The sequence below is a fragment of the Bacteroidota bacterium genome (assembly GCA_030706745.1).
Lineage (GTDB): Bacteria > Bacteroidota > Ignavibacteria > Palsa-1295 > Palsa-1295 > PALSA-1295.
Genome location: JAUZNX010000005.1, coordinates 26,756 through 52,492 on the forward strand (window position 1 = coordinate 26,756; position 25,737 = coordinate 52,492).

Here is a 25,737-nt window from a genome sequence, read left to right on the forward strand (position 1 = left end):
CGGGGATGGCACCAGCGCGCGAGAAGACCTGCGCCACCGGACGGTGCGCTATGCTCTCGGTGTAATGGACTTTTCCGAGTCAATTCCCAACAATCCTCGCGGTTGGGTTATTTCGAAGCAGATACTGCGCTCTGGCACTTCCGTTGGGGCGCAGTACCGAGAAGCTCGCCGGGCAAAATCGAACGCGGACTTCATTAGCAAGTTAGAGGGTTCTCTGCAAGAACTTGATGAGACCCTCTATTGGCTTGAGCTAATCGAGGAGTCGAAACTTGTTGCCCACCAGCACATTGATACCCTGAAGAATGAAACGGGTCAACTCATCGCGATCTTTACGACCATCGTCAAGAAAGTGAAGAAGTACTAAGGCATTCGTTTTTCCTTCAGCCCTCATCCTTCATCCTTCATCCTTACCCCCTTGCTTGCAACTGTAGCTATTCTTGGTCGGCCGAACGTCGGCAAATCGACGCTCTTTAACCGGCTCGTCGGCGAGCGCCGCGCGATCACGGAAGCGGTCAGCGGCGTCACGCGCGATCGCCACTATGCGCAGGCGGAGTGGTCGGGTTACACATACGATCTCGTCGATACTGGCGGCGTCGTACCCGATTCCGAGGACATTTTCGAGCGCGCCATCCGCGAGCAGGCTGAACTTGCTATCGAGGAGGCGGACGTCCTGATCTTTGTCGTCGATGTCACGAGCGGTGTCCATCCACTCGATCAGGAAGTTGCCGAAATCCTTCGAAAAAGCGGTAAGCCTGTCCTTCTCGCGGTCAACAAGACCGATAACCTTAAACGAGAGCAGCAGGAAGTCGCCGAATTCTATTCGTTAGGGCTTGGCGAGCCAATTCCCGTCAGTGCCATTAGTGGCCGCGGTGTCGGCGATTTTCTCGATCTCGTCATTGCCAGATTTCCGGCCAAAGCGCCAGAGCCAGAAGGCGAGCAGCCGATCAAGATCGCAATTCTTGGCAAGCCCAACGTCGGCAAATCGAGCTATATGAACTCGCTGCTCGGATTCGACCGTGCGATCGTAACGCCGATCGCGGGCACGACGCGCGACACGCTCCACACAAATTACACCTACTACGGCTCGCCGATCACGCTGATCGACACTGCCGGGCTCCGCCGCCGCAAATACATATCGAGCACGGTCGAAATGTACTCCACGATCCGCACGATGAAAGCGATCGAAGAGTGCGACGTCGCGCTCGTCCTGCTCGATGCAATGCAGGGGCTCGAAAGTCAAGACGCGAAAATCGTCAATGAGGTCATCGATGCACGCAAGGGCGCAGTCCTGGTCGTCAATAAATGGGACTTACTGGAAAAGGACACGATGACGTCCGCGCGATTCGAAAAGTCGATCAAAGAAACATTTCGGACGTTCGATTATCTGCCCGTCGTCTTTATCAGTGCACTGACCAAACAGCGCCACACAAAGCCCATTGAACTCGCAATAAAAGTTGCTGCCGAACGCAAGAAGCGCATCGATACCAACGAGTTGAACACCGTGTTGATCGAAGCCCTCGAGCGGACGCCACCACCGAACGTTCGCGGTCACGATCTCCGCATCAACTACATCACGCAAGTCAAGATCGAGCCGCCGGTCTTCGCATTCTTCTCCAATTTCCCTGAGGAGATTCCGGAGCATTATAAGCGATTCTTAGAGCGCACCCTCCGCGATAAGTACGGCTACGAAGGGACGCCGATCTCATTTATTTTTCGAAAGAAGTAATGAAGACTACGGTCTTGGTAATACTCGCATCGCTGATGGCTCTAGTGGGAGTCATCTGGATTGGCCAAGGGATTGGATGGATCGGTGGGAGCTTTATGACCAACCAGACTCGCTGGGCCGTGATCGGCACGATCATGATTCTCGTCGCGGCAGGTATGCTGTGGTTCGCCCTTTCTCGCAAAGCGTAACGATCCCATCATTACGATAGTCGAAAGCTGAACAACCCCTGAGATCTTCTTACTTCGCATGAAGATCATATTCATACGCATACTCATCGACCGAGCTCGGCTTGTCTTTCCCGTCGATGGTGGCGACTATCTCCTTTTCGAGTCCATTCGCGCTGTATGTCGTGATGTTCTTCAGGCGACCGATATCTTCGTACACACTGATTCGACCGTAGTTATCATATCGATAGCGATAGTGCGGTTTGCCGTCTTTTCCGAAGTCTTCATCAACATGATGCTGAGGATCGGAAATGCTCGCTGGGAGGGTCGGCCCCTGAACGCCGTCCTTCCAAACTGATTCGGAATCAGTCCGGATACGGCCGGCGCCATCAAACGCGGATACTAACACTTTTTTGGTCCGGGGACTGGAGTCGCAACAATTTCCGGAATCGCCAATGACATGATACTTGATTGCCACAGTACAGGAGGGACGGCCGTGATTATCGAAACTACACACAGTACTGGCCGCGCGATGACCGTTGACCCGACTTTCCCAACTCATCTGATGTCCGGATGGGTCGAACCGGTACAGCGCAGTCCGAATGCCGGATGGCTCCTTGTGACTGGAATCGAGTGTGCCGGCAATTGCCGTCCATGCCACGGTATGATTGGCGTCGTCATATTGATAAGCCTGAATTCCGCCGTTGTGATCTGCCAGCCGTGCCACGCGATCGAACGGATCATATACTGTGGTATCCCTCGACGGGCCATCGACAAACCACATTGTTCGGACCTGCGTCAGTGTATCACCGCTCAGGAGCGCATATCGGAATTCGCACTTAAAGGTATCGGTCGGTTCTCCCGCCGGATTAAACTGAATCATACGGACGAGTTCGAGGCTGACGTGGTTTGCCCGCCTGAGATAGATTCTCGCTCGGTCGACGCTGTCAAGCGACATCGTGTGACTCCCATAGTGCGGAGGTGGAATCGCCGACTGATGCGATTTACAGCCGGAGATTGCAAGAAATAGGAAGATGGCCATCCACGATACAAATGAAGTCGGGACAGTAGGTGTGGAGCGCAAATGTTGTCTTCTCAAGAGGTGGTGGTAATCAAGAGGTGGTGGTAAATTTTGGAGGGAATCACAACACTCGTTTCACTCCGTCCGTCCCATGAGAATTGCCTGGAATTCCAACCATCCCCTCCTTGAAAAGGAGGGGATGGCTAAGCATCCCGGCACGGGTGGGAAGATGCTAAGGAAGGTGAACTTCGAAACGCTCACATCCCCGGCTGCGGATTGACGCTTTGCATTACGCCAAACGTATTGCCCTCAGTATCGAGGCAATAGGCGAAATACCCGACATCCGGGATCAGATCCTTCGGCATTTTGATCTTGCCGCCAGCCGCGACGACTTTCGCGAGATACGCGTCGATGTCCGGCACGTCGATGGTGTTCACAGTCCCCGCGCCGGGCTCCGGACGCATGAGCATACCGCCGTTAATGCCGGGCCATTGGGCATTCGTGGCAGTATTGGCGGGTGCGCCATTGGCGGGTGCGCCGGCACTTGTGCCGCTCTTGGCATTGTCCGTATTAACGAGCCAGTACGGCATTGGGCCGTCCCATTTTGTGATTTGCCAGCCGAATACGTCCGAGTAGAATTTCGTCGCCCGGTCGGCATTGTCCATTGGAATTTCAAAGTGTACGATGCGTGGCATAAAGTGCTCTTTCTAAGAATCGTTAGGTGAATACGATAATAGGTGCCCATCAGGGGCGCCATCAATATACGACAAAATCTTGTGGTTAGTTGAGAGTGGACCGTGGAAGGATGAGTGTGCGGATCGATGATTCGAGATTATGAGGCCGGTCCATATTCATTATTCACTCTTCAACTGTCAACTATCCACTCTCAACTATCCACTATCCCGCTGTTACCGGAATCCCGTTTACCCGTAGTGCGGTTATGCCAAGCACACAGATGGCCAAACGAACCGGTCTGCTCTTCTTCTCACTTTTCCTTGTCGCTTCAGGTTTGCGGGCGCAGCCTGCACGGTTGGTGCGCGACACCATCGTGCCGAATCCCGGCGGCAACGTGCTGGTTGCGGTGCCGGCACAATTGCCCGACCAGGACTCTGCCGACGACCGCCCCTGCTTTTCGCTGGATGGCCGCACCATGTACTTTGGCTCCCGGCGTCCCTCCAAGGACCCCTGGCGCAAGCCTGACCCGAATCCCAGTTGGAAATGGGATAGCGACCTCTGGTATCGAAAGCTTACAGATTCCGGCTGGTCGGCCCCGATCAATGTCGGCGCGCCAATCAATAACTCTGGTGGTCAACTCAACCCAACAGTCTCACCCCGTGGGGATGTGCTTTATTATGTTAGTGGAGGTCCTACGCTTTGGATGGCGAGGATTGCTCGCTCTGGTCCTGGTGCCACGACCATTTCCAAGATAAAAGAGAAAGCAAGTAGCTTTCGAAGTCGGAAATCTATGGCTCTGGTCCGACAAGCTGATACGGCTATCAGTCAGCAGTTCCAGTCGCCGACGCCCGTTGGTGGAATGCTGAACTACATCTACCAAAGGCAGATGCAGGTAATGGCTCAGTTTCACGATTCGATTTGGAATGTTGTCAACCGGGAGATGTTGCCGGATTCGGATCTTAAGTATCGCGCACCCGATGCCTGGAATCTCCATTTTATCGAACGGCTGACGCAGCATCTCAAGACGTCGCAGAACGCCGATTTTTACTCCATGCTGATCCGCTGCGAATCGACCATCACGCCGGATGGCAAGGCGGCGATTATCAGCGAGAATTTCGGTAAACATGGCGAGTATGGCATGGATGGAGAGGGTGGCGAGGATTTATGGCTCGTGACGATCGATGCCAAAGGAGGATGGGATACCGTCAAGTATCTCGGCGGTCACATTAATTCGCCATACGATGAGACCTACCCCTTCCTTGCTGCCGATGGTGTGACGCTCTACTTCACCTCGAACCGTCCGTGCAAGACGTGTCTGCTTGGCACCAGTGGCGCGCAGGACTTATACCGTGCGCAATGGAATGGCACGACGTGGAGCGATCCGGTACCACTCGGTCCGCCATTCAATTCTGCCTCGGACGATTATGGGTTTTCGATCGGGCCGGACGGCAAGACGGCGTATTTCGTCTCGAATCGCACGGGGAAGTCGAGACTATATCAAGTGAGTCTTTCGCCGACAGATTCCACGATTGCGCCGAAACCTGTCGTCGTGCTGCAAGGGACTGTCACGGATGCGAAGACGCATAAGCCGCTCGCCGCCGAGATTTTCGTGGACGATCTTTCGGCGGATAAAGCGAGCCAGAGCGTCATGAGTGATTCCGTTTCCGGAGCGTACATGCTTGCCGCCCAGCGTGGACATCGTTTCGGCGTGCAGGCTATCGCGGATGGGCACTTGCCGCATTCGGAGCGATTCACTGTGCCGCAGGAAGGCTCGTTCGATCGCACCAAGCTCGATCTCGAACTGGCCGCGACCGAAGTTGGCGCGAGGGCCGAATTGAAAAATGTCTATTTCGAATTTGGCAAAGCCGATCTTCTTCCCGAGAGCAAACTGGAACTCACGCGCATGGCGCAATTCCTCCGCAAGTCCAACAAGACGACACTCGAGATTGATGGGCACACCGATGATGTGGGCACCCTCGCAGCAAACCAAACGCTCTCAGAGAATCGGGCAAAGGCCGTACTTGAGTATCTCGCGCTCATCGGCATTAATCGAGCGAGGATGAAGGCCGTTGGCTTCGGAAAGACTCGTCCCCGGGTAAAAGGAACTTCCGATGAAGCCCGCGCCCAAAACCGCAGGGTCGAGATGACGATTACGAGCGAGAGCGATTAGTGCTATCGCCTGTATGTCATGCTCACTTGCGTCTTCGCCTCACCGATGAAGATGCCAATACCATCGCCGGAGACGTTCCACTTAGGGTTCGTGCCGCTGGAGCCGAAAATATCCCCGCCGTTGTCATAGTGTTCATACGTTCTGAGGAAGTCATAGTAGGCTCTATCGTAGCCCGCGATTGTCAATTTGGCGGCAAAGCCATTGGTGTCCATCCGCGACAAATAGAACGAATAGGTTAAAGAGATCAGCCGTTCGGATGAGGTGTCATTCGGGAGCGTGTAGTCCTGATAGGATCGATAGTAATCTGAGGAGGATGAGTGATAACTGGAGTCATTCCAGACGGAGTCCGCAATGACACGATACACTTCATTCGTCTTTGAATCGATCGAAACACTGGCGGTTGCAGACACGCTGACGAATGTGTCTGGCGTATACCCGTTAATAAGAAAATACTGTGTATCGAATTGTGGTGGAAGAATCATTGCGTCCTGAATCGTGAGACTACTCGGTACTAGTGTCGAGGCCGTAGCGTGAAGCCCATTCCACCGAACGTCGATCGAATATGTCTTGCCGGCCTGCACCGTGTCGTTCATCGGATCGCCAAAGTCGCCTTGTCCGAGATACGAAAGTGGTATCTCTTTCCCGTCGACCATAATCATCACTATCGCATCGGGTATTGCAGCCGCAGTTGGAGTATAGGTTACATTGAGCGGTAATGTGTGCGTGATTGAAATACTATCGATCGGCTCACCAGCAACGAGAATACCCTTGATGACGATCTGATCGACATATGGCAGTCCATCGGCAGGCACGACCTGTTCGCAGCCAGCGACGAAAGCCAAGCTGCCGAATAGAAGAAGTGATGATATGAATTTGCTGAGCATTAGAATTTGCAGCTTAGCCCAAATGTCGGAATGATCGGAAAGAGTGTGATCTGGTGCAGCGAATATGGCGGCACAGTCGTGTTGCTGTAATTGTAATTGCTGTAATCACGCTCGACGTACTCGGCAAAGACATTCTTTTGATTGTACGCATTATATATATTGATCGACACTTGCCACGGCAACGAGAACCACGAGAATGAATGCGTGAAGTTCAAATCGAGTTTGTGAAAGGCCGGAAGTCTCCAGCCGTTGCGCGAAGAATATTCGGTGTTATTCCCGTATTGATAATTGAATGAGTTTTGCGGATCGGGACTAAACCCGTATTGTCCCGTTGGCATCGTGTAGGCCTGCCCGGTCGAGTAGGTCCACGTCGCGCCGAACTCCCAGGTCTCGCCAATGCGATACGTGAAAACGGCCTGAATATCGTGCCGCTCATCATAGCGCGGATAAAAGGGAAGGCCATTGTTGAGTTCTGGAAATAGCCGCGACGTCCAGGAGAGCGTATATCCGAGCCAACCCGTAAAGGGTCCGATCTGTCGGTTGAGGAAGAACTCGATGCCATACGCTTCGCCGGTTCCACTGGTGAACGCGGACTCGAGTGGTACATCGAGCGAGAACGATGCCGTATCCTTATACTCGTACAAGTTTTTCATCGACTTGTAGTATCCTTCGACCGAAAAGAAATACTCGTTATCGAACAGATGGGTTTGCACGCCAAGCACGTATTGCGTTGCTTGCTCTGGTTTAATTTCTTTCGTCGAAGGAAACCACACGTCAGTTGGCAGCGTGATATCGTTGCGGGTAATCAGATGTAAAAACTGATTGCCCATGGAGAACGCGCCGGTCAGTTGTACGTCTGAAGTCAGGTTATATGCCAGCGCCACACGCGGCTCGACGCGGAAGTATCCGCCATCCTGAAAATAGTAAAGTCGCGTGCCAATGTTGCTCGAGAGTGCGGGCGTGATCTTCCATTCGTCCTGCCCATAAAGGGCGGCATCAATTGAATTGAAGATCGTCGGCGTCTGATCGATCCGGGCGAAATCGCCGATGCTGGCCGAAGCATCAGCGCGGAATCGGTGCTCGGTCGCCTCAAGACCAAACTTCATCGTATGCTCATCGCTCGGGAAGTATTGCGCTTCGCCACGCAGCATGTAGTCCCGCACGCCCGAAACCGACTTGAAATTATTATCGCTCGGCGCGCCGACATGCGTATCTTCCAAGTCGGCGTTGAAAACATAATCGGTATAGATCGCGCTGAAGTTTGTAAACAGCGATGGGCTCATGATGTGCCACCAGCGGATATTCGCGGTAGAGTTGCCCCAGAAAATATCGGAGACTAACGAATCCTGTGGTGCCGAGAACACATCGCGTCCAAAGTACCCGCTGACGAACAGATGATCGGTCTCGCCAAGTTTGAAATTGATTTTACCGTTGAGATCGTAAAAATAATAGTCCGGTGTAATGGTATTCGGATCGGGTTTCGGTGCGAGCGCGAGCAAGAGATCCAAATACATACGCCGGCCCGAGAGCATGAACGTCGAGTTCTCACCCAGTGGTCCTTCGACCGTCAGCCGCGAATTGATCATACTGACGCCCGCTGTGCCCGAGATTTTCTCTTTTGTCCCTTCTTTCATCGTGAGATCGAGCACGCTCGAAAGCCGTCCGCCATATTCCGCCGGGAATGCGCCTTTGATAAGGTGGATGTCTTGAATCGCATCCGAATTGAACGTGCTCATGAACCCGGCCAGATGCGAGGGATTATAAACGATGACGCCATCGAGCAAATTGAGATTCTGGTCCGGCGAGCCACCGCGTACATAGAGTCCGCTTGAAATCTCGCTCGATTGCTTGACGCCCGGCAGCAGTTGCAGTGCGCGAAAGATGTCCGTCTCACCACTGAGCGCGGGTAAATGCTGGAGCATCTCCGGCTTAACATCCACGGAGCTGATCCGCTGCGTCGGCTTTGGCTCTCGGTCGCCGGTCACGACAATCTCCTTTTCTTTCACTTCCAGATCGAGGTGGATATCGATGCGGAGCGATTGGTCCGCAATCGTGACACGGCGGGTGTCCCGCTTGTATCCGAGCGCCTTAATGACGAGGAAGTAATGTCCCGGCGGGACCTTCGCCAGCGAAAAAAATCCGAACTTGTTCGTGATTGCTCCACGGATCGGGTGTTTTAGTGCGTCGGCAACAGGCAGCGGACTTGCGACGGAAGTCGTATCGAGAAAGATCATCACCGCCGTCCCAATGGATGCTTCGCCGGACGTTCGGTCGGTAACGACACCGGCAATGGAGAAGGCCTGAGTTTGTGCCGATGCAGTGCTCATATCCAGACCGGTACTGACGAAAAAGATCGAAAGTACCAGGACTGCTGGAAGCATCGGAACATATTGCCATCGCATGGTTACAATCACACGAGAATGGGGTTAAGTGTGGCACCGGGATCCTTGGGGCCAGGAGCTACAATCCGGAAATTTATCTTAGAATTCCGGGTTTCTGCCATGGCATCAGTGTCCTGCATCGCCCCGTTCGAGTGTCTAATCGTTAGGGAAGGTGGTTGATTCTGCCGGACCAACGTGGACTATCCTCATTTTTGCCGTTCTTTTGTCATTTTTTAGGAATTTTGTCGTAATGTTTTTTCCAAAAGCTTTCCGCGTCTCGGCGGTACTTCTATTTTCGGTCTTTCTTTTCCTTGCGGCATATTCCGTGAATCAGGTCATCGCGACCTCCTCGGGAGTCATTGGTCAATCACGCATTGGTTGCAGCGGCCTGGGGTGTCATGGCGCGGTATCGAGCGCAACCATCGTGAAAATCTGGACGGACTCCAGCTCGATTGTCGTCGGTCAGACCTATATATTTCATTTTTCGGTCGCAAATCCATCCGAGCGTGGCGGAGGATGCGATATTTCGGTCGATAATGGCGCAAAGCTCGCAACCTCCGGCACCGGGTTGCAACTCTATAGTAACGAGTTGACACACTACTCGCCCCGGACGTTCAGCGGCGACTCGGCGGTCTGGACCTTCAAATATACGCCGACGAAAACGGGTACAGCGCACATTTATGGCGCCGGTAATGCCGTGAACCTGAATGGGAATGCGGATGCTAACGATCATTCCAACATCACGATCTTTACTCTGACGGTGCAAGCTCCCGCGGGGCCACATGCTGTATTGCCAACGGTCCTTCGCGATACGGTCAGGGTCGGCGACACGGTCACCAATACGGTTTGGCTGCATAACACGGGTACGGCTCCATTGATGATCAATCACTACGGACTCAAATTCGGGGCGATGTACTCCTTGCTCGATACATCCGCGCGAACGATCGCGGTTGGCGATAGTGCTCCGATTCGTCTGGAGTTTCATCCGCAAAGCCGGGCTACGTATGCGGATTCGCTTCGTATCTATAGCAACGACGCGTTAGGCGTGACCGAAATGTCATTGGCTGGCATCGGCACGGCAGGAAAGCTGCAGTTCGATGCTACCCTAATTCAATTCTGGCAGGTTCCACTGTCAGCGTTTAGTATCCAGCACGGTCTCATCAAGAATGTTGGCAACGGGCCGCTTACAATTGCGAGCATCACTGTTGCATCACCGAGCGGCGCGTTCAAATTTGTGGGACTCGGTGAATCTCGCGACTTTCCCACTACGCTCTCATCTGTTGGATTGGGGAATGCCACTGCGGACACATTCAGCTTTTCACCAGTATCGCTTTCTCCGGATACCGCGATTGTCACATTTCACTTTTTTGAAACCGCTATCGCGCGAGATACGACGATCATGCTGATCGGGAGCGGCAAACCGCAAGCTGCGGTCGCTGTTCCAACGACACCCATCGCGGAGTTACTGATCTCGCCCAATCCCTCAAATGGAGAGTGTGTCGTTCGAACAACTGCGGATTTGGGTGAGTCTGCGATCGAAGTTCTTGACTTCGCGGGGCATAGTGTATTCAGTGAATCCATTCACTTGAATGGGGCGGTTCCTCTGGATCTTTCCGTCCTCCCGAATGGGGCCTACATCGTTCGGATTCGTTCGACAACCGGCGCAGTTTCCGTTCGGCGAATAGTAATTGAACGGTAGGGCGCTCAACGCTCAGCACTTCTGGCCAAATGACCATGACTGCTTTGGAAGGCTCACATTTTGCATAAGGGTCGCACGATGATACTGAAGTCAACCTTATTCCTAATACTCATCCTTAGCGGAGCGTGCAAAATGAACTCGCAGCAGCGATCCTACGCCGACACATCGGCGACTATGGTGATGGCGCAGACCATGACGATGACATCGAATGCCTTCAAGAACGACGAGAGTATTCCACAGCGATACTCCTGTCAGGGCGATAATCTTTCACCGGCTCTTTCATGGGGCAACACCCCGAACGGCACCAACAGCTACGCACTCGTGTGCGAAGATCCCGATGCGCCACACGGGACATTCATTCACTGGGTCGTCTACAACATTCCGGCTGGCGAGCACGGACTTGGTGAGAATATTCCGAAAAAAAATGTCCTTCCGAATGGCACGCGGCAAGGCAAGAACGGTGCCGGACAGACCGGCTATTCAGGACCATGCCCACCGGCAGGCAAAGCGCACAGATATTACTTCCGATTGTATGCGCTCGATAGCCATATCAACATTGCCGGTGATGTTACTCGCGATAAGCTTATGAGTGCGATCGAAGGCCACGTTCTTGGTGAAGGGGAGATCATGGGGACTTACCAGCGGCAGTAAATCCTGAGCACTCATCGTTTCAATAACCGATGGGTGAATAGGTTGGTGTTTACTTTAGATAGACCATTTTCGAAGCCCGTGCTGCGCTTCCGAAAATCCCAAGGCCGCCAGTAATGTGCAATGTGTTGTTATTGAATTGCGAGCGAGCAAGGTAGAGTCCAAGGACATATTCTTCGAAATTTCTATCGAGCGCAAGCGCCCGGATCACGTTTGGCCCAAAATACATATACTGCTGCCAGACGACTTGCTCATCCGTTGAAAGAATAAAAAAGCGGTACCGGGCCTGTGCAAGTGTGTCGCTGTTCAGCGAGGCGCGACCGAGAATGCGATCCGATGTATCGAGCGAGAGTGCTTCGGTCCCATAGCCGGCTGAGTTGGGACTTGCCGACCAAAAGAGATGAATCCCAGGACTTGTTAGACTGTCTATATCGACTGTTCCCGGGTAAATAATCGAATCAACATCGGTGAGTGAGAGTCGTTGCCCGCGGAATGTTACCGAATCGAGTCGGATCGCATCCGGTACCGTTGTCTCTGACGTCGCGACTTGTCCGAGCGCCTCAACGCGGAGCCGGTAAGTTTTCCCGGGCTGAATCACGATCGGTACATTAGAGATATAGCGACCGTGGACAGGGCCAGCGGCTTCGATAAGCGGATAGGTGCTGTCTCCGTTAGCGAGCGTGACTCGCGCGCCGCTCACGCGATCATCCCCGCTCGATTCCCTGACAGCGATAGTTCGGCGAACCACAATAGAATCCACCGGTTCATTCGCATACAGAAATCCCTGCACCACGATTTGTGGCGTGAACGTCGATTCTGTCACCGACAAGCAACCGGACAGAATGAGTAACATGGATAAATGACGAATGACAAATGACAAATAGAATAGCTTCGGATCGGCGGAGGCATTTGCTGTGCCCGATACGCAGTTTGTCATTCGCAATTTGTCATTTGTCATTAGTAACTGACCTCCATTCCAAGCGTCGGAATAATCGGTAGCAGCAATACATCCGAGATTTCGGGTGGCTGTTTCTGCGTATCGACGACGCGGAACCACACGTTCCGGTGGCTGTAGAGATTAAAGACATCAAGCGAAGCCTTGGCAGGTTTGCCAAAGAATGAAAAGGAATATGTTAGGCTGGCATCTGCGCGGTGATAGTCCGGCAATCGCAGGGCGCCCATCATACCCGGAATATCGAGATTGCCTTCATACCCCGTCTCGTCGAATCCTACGTGATAATAACCCAGCACGGATGTATATGCCTGCCCGGTTGCGTAGCTCCACGTAGCGCCGATTTGCCAGCGGTCGGAGAGTTTATAGTTAAGGACGAGCTGAATATCGTGCCGCTGATCGTACTTCGGATAAAACGCTTGTCCATTGTTGAGTTGCGGGATCTGTTCGGTGACCCAGGAGAGTGTGTATCCGATCCAGCCATTGAGGTCGCCGACTTGCTTGCGGAAGAGCAATTCCAGTCCGTATGCTTCGCCGGTGCCGCGCGGGAAAAGTTGCGTGATGTCGTTGGTCAGAAATTTCGTCTCGTCATATTCCACGATGTTCTTGAGTCGTTTGTAGTACAACTCGCACGAAGCGAAATATGCATCGCCTATAACATCCGGGACTGGATATCCGCTGATTCCCAGGATGTATTGCGTGCTCTGGCTCGGAGGCAGCGGCGAAGTACCCGGCACCCAAAGATCGAAAAAGGTAAATTCGCCTGCAGTTACCAGATGCAGAAACTGATGGTACATTCCAGTCGAAGCCTTCAGCGTCCAGAGAGGACTTAACTGATACGCGATCGTCAATCGTGGATCGATCGTGATTGCGCTGGCGACATCGAGCCACTCAGCTCGCATTCCACCGGTCGCCGTAATCTTGTCATTCGGTTTCCACTCATCCTGCGCGTATGCCGCAAGATAATTAGGGACGCCGCCAGTATCATTGAGCGGCTTGTTGGTCGTCCCAAGCGTATTGAAGAATGTAAACTGAAATCGTGACACACTGGCGCCCATGCGGATATCGTGCTGATTATTTAGCCGCCAATCCAAGTCTTCCGAAATGGAAAACTCTTGAATGCCATTGTCGAACTCGAACGGACTGGAGGTCAGATTGCCAAGTGATTGCGAAGAGTATGCGGAGTAGCCAGCAAAGGTCCGGGCAAATAGCGTCGGCGAAAAGATGTGTGTCCAGTCGGCGCTGGCGAGTTGGTTACCCCATGTGAGCGTAATATCGACAACACCATTAGATGGCACGTGTAAATGATCGGCACCCAGGTACCCGGAGATACTCAGCCGGTCCTTTGGGCCCAAATCCTGATCGATTTTCGCATTCAGATCATAAAAATAATAGCGCGGAAGCTGGATCGAATCACTGAAGAGCTTATCGGCGTGCGTGAGATTCAAAAACGCATCGACGTAGGTGCGCCGTCCGCTGATAAGCGCCGATCCATTCAAGAGAGGAAACTCAAGCGTTTGCCGAGCGCTGATCAGACTGATCGAGGTCTTCCCATGCAGCGCATTGCGATCTCCTTCGCGTGTCGTCACATTGAGGACGCCGGTGAGTCTTCCACCGTATTCCGGTGGGTATCCGCCCTTTATCAGATCGACATCCTTAATTGCATCGGTATTGAATGTGCTAAAGAATCCGAATAAGTGTGAGGGATTATACACGACATTATGATCGAGCAGGATTAAGTTTTGGTCGGGCGCACCCCCGCGGATGTAGAGTCCACTCGAGACTTCGCTGAGGGCCTTGACTCCGGGCAGCAGCTGGAGCACCCGAAATAGATCGCTCTCGCCGCCGATGGCCGGTACACTGGAGATGATCTGCGGAGTGAGCATAATCCGGCTTACGCTCGTCCGCTCGGCCTCTCGCTCCTTCTCGCCTTGCACGATCACTTCTTTGCCTTGCACGTTTTGGGTTCGCAGCCGGAAGTTCAGGACGCGCCGTTCACCAGCCACGAGCGTGATTGTTCGTGCTTCGACTGCATACCCGAGCAGGTGCACTTCGACGCCCAGTACTCCCGATGGCAAATTATCGATGTGATAATTGCCTGCCGTGTCGGCAATCGCTCCCGTATGGAGCGATCGAAGCTCGATGCGAGCGCCTGCCAGTGCCTCGCCTGTGGTGGAATCGCGAACGCTGCCCTGAAGCGTTGCCGATGACTGAGCGCGGAGAGTTGTCTGCATCCAGAGCAGAGCAATCACAGAAACAAAAGCTAATCTCGCGGTCATCAACCTCATTTGCGCAAAAGAATCCAGGAGCCTGCCCGGACTGAATCCATCGTAGTATCGGCGGTAAGAGATAGCCCCTCGGGCCGGAAGGTCCGATAGACTTGGAAGCGGTCGAGTGGAAGCCGCGTAAACGAGGGTGGAAGTTGTTGCGTGTCAATCGGCTCGAGGATGGGTTCACCTTGCACGTCACGCAAGCCGCATTGCATGATGAGAATATCTCTGCTGTGCAGCGCTGTGCTGGTGAAGTAGTCCATCGAACCAATTCGTGGGGCTTCAACAGTGTCACGCCACGCCATGGCGGCGCGAATAAATGCACCGGGCATCGATGCGAGACGGCCAACACCCCATTGGCGCGCCAGCCTTCGAACCTCCAATACGCTGTAGGGAGTTCGCTCGCCGGAGTAAGGCTGTGCGGAGAACTCGAAATGGTTGAAGTCCGCAAGTGAGTCCTGAGCATCGATACCGGCGGCACGCGAGTAATACTGCGAGAAGCCCAAATAATATGCGCCAATCGGCTCTGGAATGAGCCAGTAGCCATGGCGGCCGTCATGTTCGAGATCGGTCACAGTTCTCGCGATCGCGGAAGCGTCGGTATCGTTTTTCAGGTAAGTCCAGTACGACCGGTAGGACTTGTATGCTCCCATCAGGAATATTCCTATACTCGCTCCCAACACAAGCGCAATCCCTGCCCGGAGCCACCGGCGCTTTGCGGCAATCAGCTCTTGAATGGCGTAAGCCGAGAGTCCTGCCAGGAGCATGCACCCGAGTGGGACACAGACAAGTAAGTAGCGTTCAAATGTTCGTCCAAGAAAGATCACAGTGACGAGATAACCCAAGATAAAGAGAGCGCTATGACCGAGCGACTGCGCGCGCATTTCCCTCGCTCGCAGCGCAATTGCGATGGCTGCGAAGAGTATCACCTCGCTCGCTCCGAACAATACAAGATGCAATTTCGACTCGAAGTAGAACGCCGAGAGCGTGACATTATAACTGCCCCCTTTTTCGAGAAACGCGGAAAGCCAGATTGGGGCATCATACGGCCAAATTGCGAGTGTGGCAATTGCCCCAAGCGCCATTGCCGCGAGGCAGGCGACCGCCGGCCCAACCCGGTATCGTCCCGCGAGAACTCCCGCCAGGAGCCAAAGGGCGCCAGGGACCACCGCATTGTACTTAGCCAGGAATGCGAGTGCCCAGATCAGTGCCACAATGCTCATGTTCCGGATTCCAGGCCAACCCGAGGTTTTCGAGAACAGGATCCGATCAAATGCCAGCCATCCGCAAAGAATAAAGAATACTTGGAACGGATCGGAGAAGAGAACGCGGCTAAAAGCCACTGCGAACGGATGCAGAGCATACAGGATCGCGCTGGCCGATGCGACACGTGCGCCAAACATTCGGCGTGTGAGAAAATACAACGGAATGATCGTCGCCACTCCGGCGATCGCGGCTGGTAACCGGAGGAGCGTCGGATCGGCAAGACCTCTCAGGCCAAGCAGTTGGCCGACGCTCCAGACGAACGGTGCATTTGAAATCGCATCCCACATCGGCGTGTGATTTCGCAGTATGTCCCGCGCGCCGACGGCAACAAACGCCTCGTCGATCAGTAGCGAGTGTGCACCCAACATCCAAAGCCGCACGAAGGCACCTGCCAAGAGCGCGATTCCAAGCAGCCAGGGCGTTCCTCCCGTCAGAGCGGGGGCCGGTTTTGGCAAGATGTGCTTAGAAGCGCGCATTTTCATCCTTGGTTACTCGTTACATATCGGTATGAGTAGTGAAACACCGCGGACGGGCCTTATTCGTTTCGCGCCGGCGGCATATTCGGCGTTACTCGTGGTTGCGGCAATCCTCTCGCGATTTGCGGTGCTCTCGAACGATAGCTTCCCACTTCGCTGGCAGGCCGATCATTTGTCGCTCGGCGATCCGGCTACATTCTATAACGGATTTTTCCCAGTTGGTTACCCGCTCCTGCTCCGAATCGCCGGTTTTACCCGGGAGCCATTTGCTGCAACGGAGATCATTCAGGCGCTCATTGCGGGGTTCTATGCGATTCTGGCCATCCGTCTGTTCGAACGGTTTCTCGGCAAGATGGGCGTTTGGACGGCAATTGTAGTCGTCTTATTGAATCCCTCTGCTGTGCGTGCCGCTCTCAGCGTTACGCCAGATTTCCTGGCCGCACTTGCGGCCCTTCTGGCCTTCCTCGCGATTTCGAAGCGAGACTACGGCATTGCTGGCATTGCTTTGGGTATTGGCGCGCTCCTGCGAACGCACATGCTTGTCATGATCGCTGCATTTGCGATCGCAGTGCTGATATTCGAGCGCGATCAAGGTTTTCGGCAATCATTGCGCCTTTGTTTGGCCGCACTTCCTATTGTTTTGCTGCAAGGCCTCGTTCAAGCCTGGTCGGGCCACGGAATGTTCGAGTCATCACAGACATTGAATGTCTATCGGATGATGTATGGCATCGACTGGAATCATCCGCCTGCCATCCTGGACAGCAGTATGTTCGCTCTTGTTGCGAGCGATCCGCTCCGGTTCTTTAGTGCATATCTTTCACACGTATTGTCAGTAGCCGATTACCTACTTCCAATTCTCGTATTGGGAGTATGGCAATTCAGAACGGGATCTCGGGACTCACGGCTCATGGTGCTCCTTACTGCCTCCATACTCTATCTTGCAGCGATTACAGTTGGCTATAGCCCGCGGGCCGTCCTTCCCATCTGGCCAGTGGCAGTACTCGCAATCGTGTTGCTAGCGCGTGGGCTTGCCAAGAGGGTCTTGCCCACTGGCATTCTCCAAAATTTGCAAATGCGACCGTGGATACCGGCAGTGCTTCTGGCGATAGTCGGTGCCGGAGTCATCGAGATATTCCTCGGCGCCAATCATGCTGCGATGAGAGTCCGCGAGTACGAAAGCATCGAACGAGATCTTGGCATTCGAAGCACGGAAGAAGCGAAACGAATCTATACTGATGATTTTGGACTCTATTTTCCCAATCTGTACGATGCAACTCCTCGAACATCGGGCGGTTGGGCGGAAGTCGGACTACCCCGATATTTGCGAGAACAGCAGCATATCATAGATTCCAGTGCGGATAGCTTCAGAGAAAGTCTTCTCCAAGCCAGTATTCGAACGGCAATCTTTGCCATTCCGCCGTTCAATGCGCGGGCCTATGCCATCGTGATTTCCGATACAGGGCATTATAGATTCCAGTTTCGCACTGTGCATGAAGCCGTGTATGCGATTCACTGAGAGAATACGGGTGGCGGCGAAAGGAAACTGCCCGTCGTTCGAATGCGCACGGCGATTGAATCGGAGAGATCCGGCCATGGAGTATTCTTGTTCAGGAATAGTACGAGCCGATACGGAAAGACCACAAAGCTTCCAACAGGCTGAAACGATGAATCGGGCGCTGTGCCGTAGCCATCTTCCACTAAGACCGAACGGCCATCGGAAGTTTGAACTGGCAATAGGAGCAAATCCGGTCGCTGATCTCGCACGATGGCTGCCCGATCTTCCCGAGTTCTCGCATGGGCGATCCGGGTATCATTCAGGCCAACGAGATCGAGATGGCGAATCCCACTCTTGTAAACAACATATCCGGCATCACCATACGCCAGCATAAGTGAATCAACGTGTGGCAGCAATCGAAGTTCAGTCACGATTCGGTCCATACTCGCATCCCATATTTCTTCATGTGCCGCGAGCGATTGTGTCGTTCGGGGACTTCGAAGCATGACGACAAATTGAAGAAGGATGATTCCCCACGGAAGCGCCCGGATTTGCAGTCGCTCCGAGAGATAGCTGATTCCCAACGCTCCAGTAATACAGAATGCAGCAAAGTCTGGCCATAGGAAGCGGTCGTACAGTCCCTCCAACGGCGTGACAAAAAGGTAGAATATTGGAAGCGATATGGCCCATAGAGCTGTCGCCAGTAAAGCAGGGCGCGCGCGCCAAACACGAATACCAAAGCCAGCTACGACGAGTGGAAGAATGCTGACTACAAATAAGCGAGCATATTGGAGGCCCGGCAAAAACTTCGCCGGTTCGCCGACCTTCACATAAAATGAATTCGGAAGCAACGTGCCGAAATAGAAATACTTCCACACCGCATAAACCATGAATGGAACAGCGAACCCCATTGCTGCTTTCGCATAACTCCAGAAGGCATTACTCGTCCCGTCTCGCATTTTGCCGATGAGTGTAAGCGATAGAATCCCACCCAGCATCGCACCTTCGGGTCGGGTGAGGGTCGCCAGAAAGCAAGCGCCAAATGCAAAGAGGAGCCGCTCCTTCGCGAATAGGAAGAGCGACAGGAGCACGAAGAATACGAACAGGCTCGTTTCCATCCCACTGAGCGCGTTGATCCACGTCAGCGGCATCAGCCAAAAGAGGGAGGCCGCGACAATCCCGGCGATTGCGTCACGCAGATGTGTTGCGAGCTTAAGGAGCAAGATTCCCGAACCGATCGTCGCCAGCAAACCGATCATTTGCGAGGGAGCGAGCAAATCGCTCGAGACGAATCGGACCAGGGCCAGCATAACGACGAAGAGAAAATTGGTATAACCTTCCGTCGGTGGCCCGCCAATGTTCCAAACTAATCCATTGCCAGACGCAAGATGCTCTGCATATCGGAATGAAATGAAGGCATCGTCGAATGGGAATCGGAGCCGGAATTGCCAGACGATACATGCAACAATGGTCGCACCAAGTGCAAGCAATACCTCACTTCGCTTCCAAAGGGACTTCATATTATTCAGGCAACTTAAAGAGGAGCAGCGTATCCTGCCACTCCGATCGTCCAAAATAATTGCGGCCAATATCGCCGGAGCGACCCGCTTCGTACGCGATGAGCGTACCAATGCGCCTCACAGTCCGATAGAGCGAGTCAACACGCGCACGGTCCTTCGGGAATTTTGGCGAATTATAGAGCACCGCATAATTCACGTGTTCTTGTCTCAGGAATGAATCAGTTGGTATCTCTCGCTCGGAGAATGAGATGAAGTGATCGGTCATTACCCGCAAGTTTGGATATTGCGACATACGTTCGAGTGCCGGAGGTTCGACAAGAATAAGCGGGGCGCCTGGACGGTGCCAGCTTGTATCGATATGGCTGGCGATCGCAGAAATCGCACTCGCGTTAGACCGATCGATCACATGAGCATTCGCGCTGGCCCTCAGCATATCTTGTCCGCTGATGCCGATGAAAACAATGGCGATCGCCGCCGCAGCATATTCGATGACTTTATTTTTGGAAGATATGCGCGAAAGCGCCAACGCAATAGCCAGGAATATGACTGGCACCACTTGCATGAGGTAATTAATTTCAGCACCTTCAAAGAGGAGCCAGGACAGGAAGATGATTACCAGCGCGATAAGAAGGGAACTTGCTTTGGCACGCTGCTTTGAGGACTGCCACGCAAATGGCGTCAGCAGTACCAATAGAAATACGGCAGGGGCTTCTGCGAAAAACTGTTTGAGCCGAATTAGGATGTTGGCCGATTGCACCGAGCGCGAAAGTGGGCGAAGAATTGGGATCGATGAGAGAACATCCTGAAACTGGTGAGCACCCGGTGTGAATAGCGTGAGTGTCCCGTTAGTGAGCCACGATACGATCGTGAGCAGAACGAGAGTCGATAGTGCGCCTATAATTGTGGCGAATGCCAACCGGAATGTCCCGAAGCCGCCGAATCGCCAGGCCAGAAAGATCGCTACCGGTCCGAGCAATGTCAGCAAGTGGATTGATGAGCTCACAGCAAGGAATACGACGACGGCTCCGTACCCGATCCACCAGATTTGGGATCGTTCCTTCTGTATGGCAAACAACTGTGTCATGCTGGAAAGGAACAGCAGTACGACGAGTCCGGCCAGCAGATCCGTACGGCATGAATGGCTCGAAAAGACAAATGCACGAGTGGAAGCAAGTAACGCCACGCCGATGAGCGCTGCGAGAGATGACGCACCGAGCGCTCGAGCCGATCGATAGGCGGTCACAAGAAGAATCGCTGCGAGCACTGCAGTTACGACGCGGCCAACCGCAACAGGATCTGCTGTAACAGCCGCGGCAGGCAGTCCATAGAGCACCGCCGAGAGCCATGTCATGCTAAGCGCGAGACCTTTGGAGTGATCGAGTGTTGAACCGATGGCCAGCGGATACCGCACCGTGCCGGTCGTGATTTGTGTCTTCGCTTCCGACATGAGCCAGGTCTCATCGCCATACCACCGTAAAGAATTCGGCTGGGGGAACACAAATAGTGAGGAGCACTGCAATGCAAAAAGTGCAATGACCAACACGACAAGCGCAAAGCTTGCCCATCGTTCAATACGTATCGTCAGCCTACTACTCACGGATCTTGTAAACTCGGAGTGTATCATGGCCACTCATGCTGGTATCAAAATAGGAGCGGCCGACGTCGGTCAGAATGGCCGAAGTGCGTTCCCACACAAGCGTACCGGCGCGTTTAGCGGCATTCGTGATCGGCTCTACTTCTCGCATGTAATCGGGCTTGAGAGCGCTTCTGTAAACCAAAACGTACCGGACATGTTCAGAGCGAAGGATAGAATCGACCGGGACAATCGAAATGGGAAATTCAATGAAGTGTGTCGTCATCAGGCGAATAGCAGAATCGGTCATCAGACGGTGCACGGCAGGATTGAACGCGAGGACCAGGGGATGTGTGGTGTCCTGCTCGATTTCAGCACTGGCGGCGCCGATCGCATCGTCATTAGCGCGCGTGAGCAGCAAACCGTTCTTTCGCGCTTGCCAGGAGTCATGGAATGCGAAATAGAACATTGCTGCGCTGCACAGAACTACTATTGACGATGCAATTCCTTTTGACGTCGTTGCTTTCAATGTGAGCGCAATGCCGAGGCTTAACACCGGCAGGATATAGATCAGATAACTTGTCGGAGCGGCGCTTTCGAGCTCGAGCCACGAGAGAAGCACTATAACAATCAGCCACGTCCAAGCTGGAATATTCAACCGACCGGATTTGCGAATACCTCGAACGACTGTGAGAAGTAGCACTAACGCGGCAAGGATCACGTAGCCAAATGCAAAGGATGTAATGGTACTCCAGCGCTGCAATAGGTTTGCGATTTGAACCGAGCGCGAGAACAACCGCAATGCTGGAATGTCGTGAATATTTAGTGCAAATGAGCCGGAGGTTGTGTTAACGGAAGGAATCCCGATAATGTGAGATAACAGGTAAAGAATAATGCCAATGGTAGCGACTCCCAAAAGGAAAAGCCCTGTACTCCAGGCCTTCGCCTGTGATCGGACGTGGACAACAACCAGAGCGGCAAGACCAAGGGCAAGAACGACATGAACACTGATCAGTAAGGTTGCTGCTATACTCAGTCCCGCGAGAAAGGCGCTCCGCTTTCCTATATGAATGTGCAGGTGCATCATGGCCATTGCTACTCCGACAAGAATCGCGAGCGCACTCAAGATATCATAACGTGCGGAATGGCTTGTCAGTAGAAATGACCGCGATGTGACGAGTACGATCACTCCGAATAACGCGAGCAGACGCTCGCCACTCAGTTTGCGAATACACTCGTAGAGTACAAATGCCAATGTGACCGATAGCAGCGCTGTGACCGTTCGGCCAATCATCACGACATCGCTTGACTTCGCAAGAGTGGCAGGCAAGCCATAGAGCGCTGCCGTAAGCCACATGTTGCCGAATATGAGGCCGCTACCATGTGCGAGGCTCGAGGAGAGGGCATACGGATGACGAAAGACGCCGGTCAGCATTTGAGTCCGAAACTCGGTCATCAGCCACGACTCATCGCCCCACCAGAGATAGGAGTCCGCAATTGGCGCGACAAAGAGTGATGTCAACTCAAACATCAGGAGCGCACTGGCTGCTAGCAACAACCCGAAGAAGATCAGATCTTCCCACGAGGTTCGGAGATATGACAAGAGCTTATCGAGCACCGTGAAGTTTATAAAGTATCATCGTATCGGGCTTAATCGAACGGCCATTTGCTTCAAAATAATTGCGATGCACATCGAAAAGGAAGCCCGTCCTGATCATGAGGACTGTCCCTATGCGATCGCCAACAGGCCGAAGTGCAGCATAGTCGTCACTGTATCGCGATCCGTCACCCGTTGCATACAGCAGCAGATAGCCGGCACCGGTTTGTTCAATTTGAGCGGCGAGTGGCGCATTCCAAATCGGAAAACTGACAAGGTGGGCAGTCATCACGCGAACACTCGTATCATGTTCCAAGTAAGCAATCGCCGGATTCTGAGCAAGCACCATCGGACGGGCATTCTTCGAATCTGTTGCGAGTGCCTGGATAGCATCATGAATCGCGGATCGGTTATCCCGTTCGATTCGGGAAGCCAGGGTGCTAGCCAGCGTCACATCATGACAGCCATAAGCCAGTAATAGGAATGCGCAAAATACAATCGCGACTGCCACTGCGTTCGACGCTACGAGCCGATGATGAATCGAAGCTATTAGGCCAACGAGGAAGAGTGGAAGCACCTGGACATAATAGTACAATGCCGGACTCTCGAAAAAGAGCCATGCGATGAGTATTACAACGGAGGCTCCAACTATAAAGGATTCAGCTTCTGAACGTTTGTCCTGACGACGACGCAGTAACAGCAGTACAAGCGTAATGAGGACAAGAATCACCACTTGTGGAGCTTCCATCCAAAGACCGTTGATGCGTTCAATAAGATTCGCGATTTGCACAGATCGCGAAAGCGGCCGCAAGATCGGTAGCATACTGGAGACACTCTGAAATTGATTGGGCAGAACAGATGGACTAAACATCGAGATCGGCGCGCCACTCAGTGCGTAAATGCCATAGAGCATGGCGAGCACGCCCATCGCTCCGCCAAAAGCAGCAATCAGAGCTATCGGCTTGCGCCAAACCTGATAGCGCCAAAGCATATACACCGAGAGCGTACCAAGGAGTGTCAACAAATGAATAGACAGTGTCGCGAAGAGCAATGCGATCGCCCCATAGGCGAAGTACCAGATCATTGTTGGCTGCCATTCGAGTTGTCGCAATCGTCGATAGCGACTGGCGAGATAGTCAACGAAGAGCAATAGGCTGAGTCCTGCTGCGATGTCGAGCCGTGCTGCATGACTCGCAAAGAAAAAGGCTCGCGTTGAGACAAGAACCAGCACACCGAGCAATGCGAACAGGGGAGGCACTCTGAGCAAGCGCATCATTCTGTACATCATGAAGCACAGCACCAGTGAAAGCAAAAACGTGATCGTGCGGCCGATGGTGACAAGGTCGAGACGGGCGGAAAGCAAAAGTGCCGGTAGCCCATATATAATTGCTGCCAGCCACGAGTTGCCGCGTACAAGCCCGTTCGTGATTGCGAGACTTGATCCGTGAGCGGGTGGAATATGCGCATAACCGGTCTGTAGTTCCGCGCGGAGTTCGAGCATTTGGCCGGTTTCGTCGCCCCACCATCTGGCGCTATCGGGTTGGGGGAATGTATAGAGCAGACCGAACTGGACTACCAGAAGAACGGCAATCGAAGTTGCGAGCAAACCAAAAGCAATCCGTTCGAACTTCATCTCGATTGGTACAGTCGAAGCGTGTCGATGTCATCCCATCGGGGATCGCAGTAACTTCGGGCCTGATCTGTCAGATGACCGGTCCGTTCTCCAATTACCGTATAGAATGAATCCGCGATGGGACGCAACTGGCTTTGCCAGCGAACTGTAGAATAAAGCAAAAGATATCGGACGTTGTGGTCGCGAAGAATCTCTGCTGGCGATCTATTCTCTGCTCCAAACAAGAGGAAATGTTTGGTCATTAGATGAAGATTCGAACCGGCGTGACTTCGTTCATAGTAGGCAACTTCATTAAGTGCCGGTTCATCCACGAGAATAAACGAATCATGTGCAGACTCTAGGAATGACTCAAGCGAATTCTCGCGGGTAATCTTCTGAGCAACACGTCCATAACTTTCCTGCCGCATGATGGTCAAGACTGCGATCGCGACCATTCCAATCGTGGCAAGAATAGGAGTCAAGCGCATTTGCAGTAGTGGACCGAGCGTAACTGCACAACAGACCGCTACGACTGGCAAGATGTGGATATTATAAAACACGGCTGGTCCTTCGAATGCACACCAACCGACGAGCGTGAGCGCTGAGAGCATGAGCCAGTCTACCTGACTTGCAGTGAATCGATGTCGTTTCCAGATTCTGAATAGCACACCAATAATCATCAATAATACCAGCGGCCAGGCGACTTGCCAAACCTGGACGGCGCGGTCAATGGTATTAATCTTCTGGACTTGCCACGAGAATGGATGGAGAATAGGCAAGGAGTTCGCAACATTGTAATACTGATTGTATCCATGGCCCAATAGATCAACCGACCCTGTTGTCGCCCAATAAGCGCCAACGAGGATCATGGAACCGCCCAGCAGCCCAGCCAACGCCGATAGCAAACATCGCCAATTTCGAAGGGCATCTATGCGCCATAATGCATAGAGTGCCGGCAATGCAATCAGGGTGGGCACATGAACATATATGGCGAGAGAGAGCACACCCAGAAACACGATCGCAAAAGAAGTTATTGGTTTCGTGCTCTTTCCTCGCTCAAGAAGGCGCCACAAGAAAACAAGATATGCCAGTGTTGCCAGCCCCGTAGCGGTATCAAAACGTGCCGAGTGGCTGGAGAATGCGAACGCATCGCATGAAACAAGGGCAAGCACAGAGAGAGAGACCGCGATGCGGTCCTCGGTAAGCAATCGTGAAGCTCGAATGGATATCAACAGGGTAACGATTGAAAGCAACATCGTCATGCTTCGTCCGATCGCAACTGGACTCGCAAGCAAGGCAAGAAAAGTCGCCGGAATCCCATAGAGTAATCCGGTGATCCAAATTGAACCGTTGATCAGACCGTTCGAGTATGCCAGCGAGGATCCAATCGCTTCAGGCATGTGGGCGACGCCGGTTGCCGCGAAGGCACGGGCTGTCAGCATCGTCCAGCTTTCATCGCCGAACCACATACCGGTATCCGGGACTGGATAAGTGAAGAGGAAGCGTGATTGATCGATTAAGAGTAGGAGAATGAGCACAAGAAGCACGCTATGAATCACGACTGACGAACTTCGAATGTGGGACTGAGAATTTGTCATTCGTACTTCA

At 53.1% G+C, this 25,737-nt stretch carries 19 protein-coding genes; 7 read left to right on the plus strand and 12 right to left on the minus strand.

The annotated features are described in order from the left end of the window. Window positions 1–28: 28 nt before the first annotated feature. The 3 genes from Q8902_07575 to Q8902_07585 are packed head-to-tail and all read left to right on the plus strand — an operon-like array spanning window position 29 to window position 1,914. On the plus strand, window positions 29–364 hold the full coding sequence (locus Q8902_07575) for a four helix bundle protein (GenBank protein MDP4199414.1): 336 nt from the start codon (window positions 29–31) through the stop codon (window positions 362–364). A gap of 51 nt (window positions 365–415) precedes the next feature. Next, the gene (gene der / locus Q8902_07580) at window positions 416–1,726 is read left to right on the plus strand and encodes a ribosome biogenesis GTPase Der (protein ID MDP4199415.1); all 1,311 of its coding nucleotides are present in this window, start codon (window positions 416–418) and stop codon (window positions 1,724–1,726) included. Continuing rightward, window positions 1,726–1,914 (plus strand): hypothetical protein, encoded by a 189-nt coding sequence (locus tag Q8902_07585; protein ID MDP4199416.1) that lies wholly within the window; start codon window positions 1,726–1,728, stop codon window positions 1,912–1,914. The genes der and Q8902_07585 overlap by 1 nt, the downstream gene beginning before the upstream one ends. A gap of 49 nt (window positions 1,915–1,963) precedes the next feature. Here the strand turns inward: Q8902_07585 and Q8902_07590 are convergent, their stop codons facing one another. Together Q8902_07590 and Q8902_07595 are read right to left on the minus strand one after the other, a co-directional pair. Then, window positions 1,964–2,932 carry a hypothetical protein gene (locus Q8902_07590; protein ID MDP4199417.1) on the minus strand — a complete coding sequence of 323 codons (969 nt, stop codon included), beginning with the start codon at window positions 2,930–2,932 and terminating at the stop codon, window positions 1,964–1,966. A gap of 236 nt (window positions 2,933–3,168) precedes the next feature. Then, the gene (locus tag Q8902_07595) at window positions 3,169–3,606 is read right to left on the minus strand and encodes a VOC family protein (GenBank protein MDP4199418.1); all 438 of its coding nucleotides are present in this window, start codon (window positions 3,604–3,606) and stop codon (window positions 3,169–3,171) included. Between the two features lie 245 nt (window positions 3,607–3,851). Here Q8902_07595 and Q8902_07600 point away from each other — a divergent pair, with 245 nt between their 5' ends. Then, window positions 3,852–5,756: an OmpA family protein gene (locus Q8902_07600; protein MDP4199419.1), complete on the plus strand. Its 1,905-nt coding sequence runs from the start codon at window positions 3,852–3,854 to the stop codon at window positions 5,754–5,756. A 2-nt stretch (window positions 5,757–5,758) separates the two neighbouring features. On the opposite strand, the gene Q8902_07605 is transcribed toward Q8902_07600, so the two are convergent. After that, the gene (locus Q8902_07605; GenBank protein MDP4199420.1) at window positions 5,759–6,598 is read right to left on the minus strand and encodes a hypothetical protein; all 840 of its coding nucleotides are present in this window, start codon (window positions 6,596–6,598) and stop codon (window positions 5,759–5,761) included. 41 nt (window positions 6,599–6,639) lie between these two features. Next, on the minus strand, window positions 6,640–9,054 hold the full coding sequence (locus tag Q8902_07610; protein MDP4199421.1) for a TonB-dependent receptor: 2,415 nt from the start codon (window positions 9,052–9,054) through the stop codon (window positions 6,640–6,642). Window positions 9,055–9,271: 217 nt separating this feature from the next. On the opposite strand from Q8902_07610, the gene Q8902_07615 reads away from it, so the two are divergent. Both Q8902_07615 and Q8902_07620 read left to right on the plus strand, forming a co-directional pair. Further along, window positions 9,272–10,720 carry a T9SS type A sorting domain-containing protein gene (locus tag Q8902_07615; GenBank protein MDP4199422.1) on the plus strand — a complete coding sequence of 483 codons (1,449 nt, stop codon included), beginning with the start codon at window positions 9,272–9,274 and terminating at the stop codon, window positions 10,718–10,720. Between the two features lie 78 nt (window positions 10,721–10,798). Continuing rightward, window positions 10,799–11,371 carry a YbhB/YbcL family Raf kinase inhibitor-like protein gene (locus Q8902_07620; protein MDP4199423.1) on the plus strand — a complete coding sequence of 191 codons (573 nt, stop codon included), beginning with the start codon at window positions 10,799–10,801 and terminating at the stop codon, window positions 11,369–11,371. Between the two features lie 49 nt (window positions 11,372–11,420). On the opposite strand, the gene Q8902_07625 is transcribed toward Q8902_07620, so the two are convergent. The 3 genes from Q8902_07625 to Q8902_07635 form a co-directional block, all read right to left on the minus strand. Next, window positions 11,421–12,221 carry a DUF4249 family protein gene (locus Q8902_07625; GenBank protein ID MDP4199424.1) on the minus strand — a complete coding sequence of 267 codons (801 nt, stop codon included), beginning with the start codon at window positions 12,219–12,221 and terminating at the stop codon, window positions 11,421–11,423. Between the two features lie 104 nt (window positions 12,222–12,325). Beyond that, window positions 12,326–14,554 (minus strand): TonB-dependent receptor, encoded by a 2,229-nt coding sequence (locus Q8902_07630; GenBank protein ID MDP4199425.1) that lies wholly within the window; start codon window positions 14,552–14,554, stop codon window positions 12,326–12,328. A 50-nt stretch (window positions 14,555–14,604) separates the two neighbouring features. Continuing rightward, window positions 14,605–16,332, minus strand: coding sequence for a glycosyltransferase family 39 protein (locus tag Q8902_07635; GenBank protein ID MDP4199426.1), 1,728 nt, complete (start codon window positions 16,330–16,332; stop codon window positions 14,605–14,607). 31 nt (window positions 16,333–16,363) lie between these two features. Here Q8902_07635 and Q8902_07640 point away from each other — a divergent pair, with 31 nt between their 5' ends. Next, complete coding sequence (locus Q8902_07640; protein MDP4199427.1) at window positions 16,364–17,848, plus strand: hypothetical protein; 1,485 nt, start codon at window positions 16,364–16,366, stop codon at window positions 17,846–17,848. Here the strand turns inward: Q8902_07640 and Q8902_07645 are convergent. Genes Q8902_07645 through Q8902_07665 form a run of 5 tightly spaced genes read right to left on the minus strand, consistent with a single transcriptional unit; the run spans window position 17,842 to window position 25,727 of the window. Next, a complete protein-coding gene (locus tag Q8902_07645; GenBank protein ID MDP4199428.1) occupies window positions 17,842–19,347 on the minus strand; it encodes a hypothetical protein in 1,506 nt (501 codons plus the stop codon). The two genes, Q8902_07640 and Q8902_07645, sit on opposite strands and share 7 nt — an antisense overlap. A gap of 1 nt (window position 19,348) precedes the next feature. Continuing rightward, entirely contained in the window at window positions 19,349–20,944 is a 1,596-nt protein-coding gene (locus Q8902_07650; protein MDP4199429.1) for a hypothetical protein, read from the minus strand. Then, complete coding sequence (locus Q8902_07655) at window positions 20,937–22,538, minus strand: hypothetical protein (protein MDP4199430.1); 1,602 nt, start codon at window positions 22,536–22,538, stop codon at window positions 20,937–20,939. The genes Q8902_07650 and Q8902_07655 overlap by 8 nt, the downstream gene beginning before the upstream one ends. Then, entirely contained in the window at window positions 22,528–24,150 is a 1,623-nt protein-coding gene (locus tag Q8902_07660; protein ID MDP4199431.1) for a hypothetical protein, read from the minus strand. Before Q8902_07660 ends, Q8902_07655 begins: the two co-directional genes overlap by 11 nt. Beyond that, window positions 24,147–25,727, minus strand: coding sequence for a hypothetical protein (locus Q8902_07665; GenBank protein MDP4199432.1), 1,581 nt, complete (start codon window positions 25,725–25,727; stop codon window positions 24,147–24,149). Before Q8902_07665 ends, Q8902_07660 begins: the two co-directional genes overlap by 4 nt. Window positions 25,728–25,737: the final 10 nt, after the last annotated feature.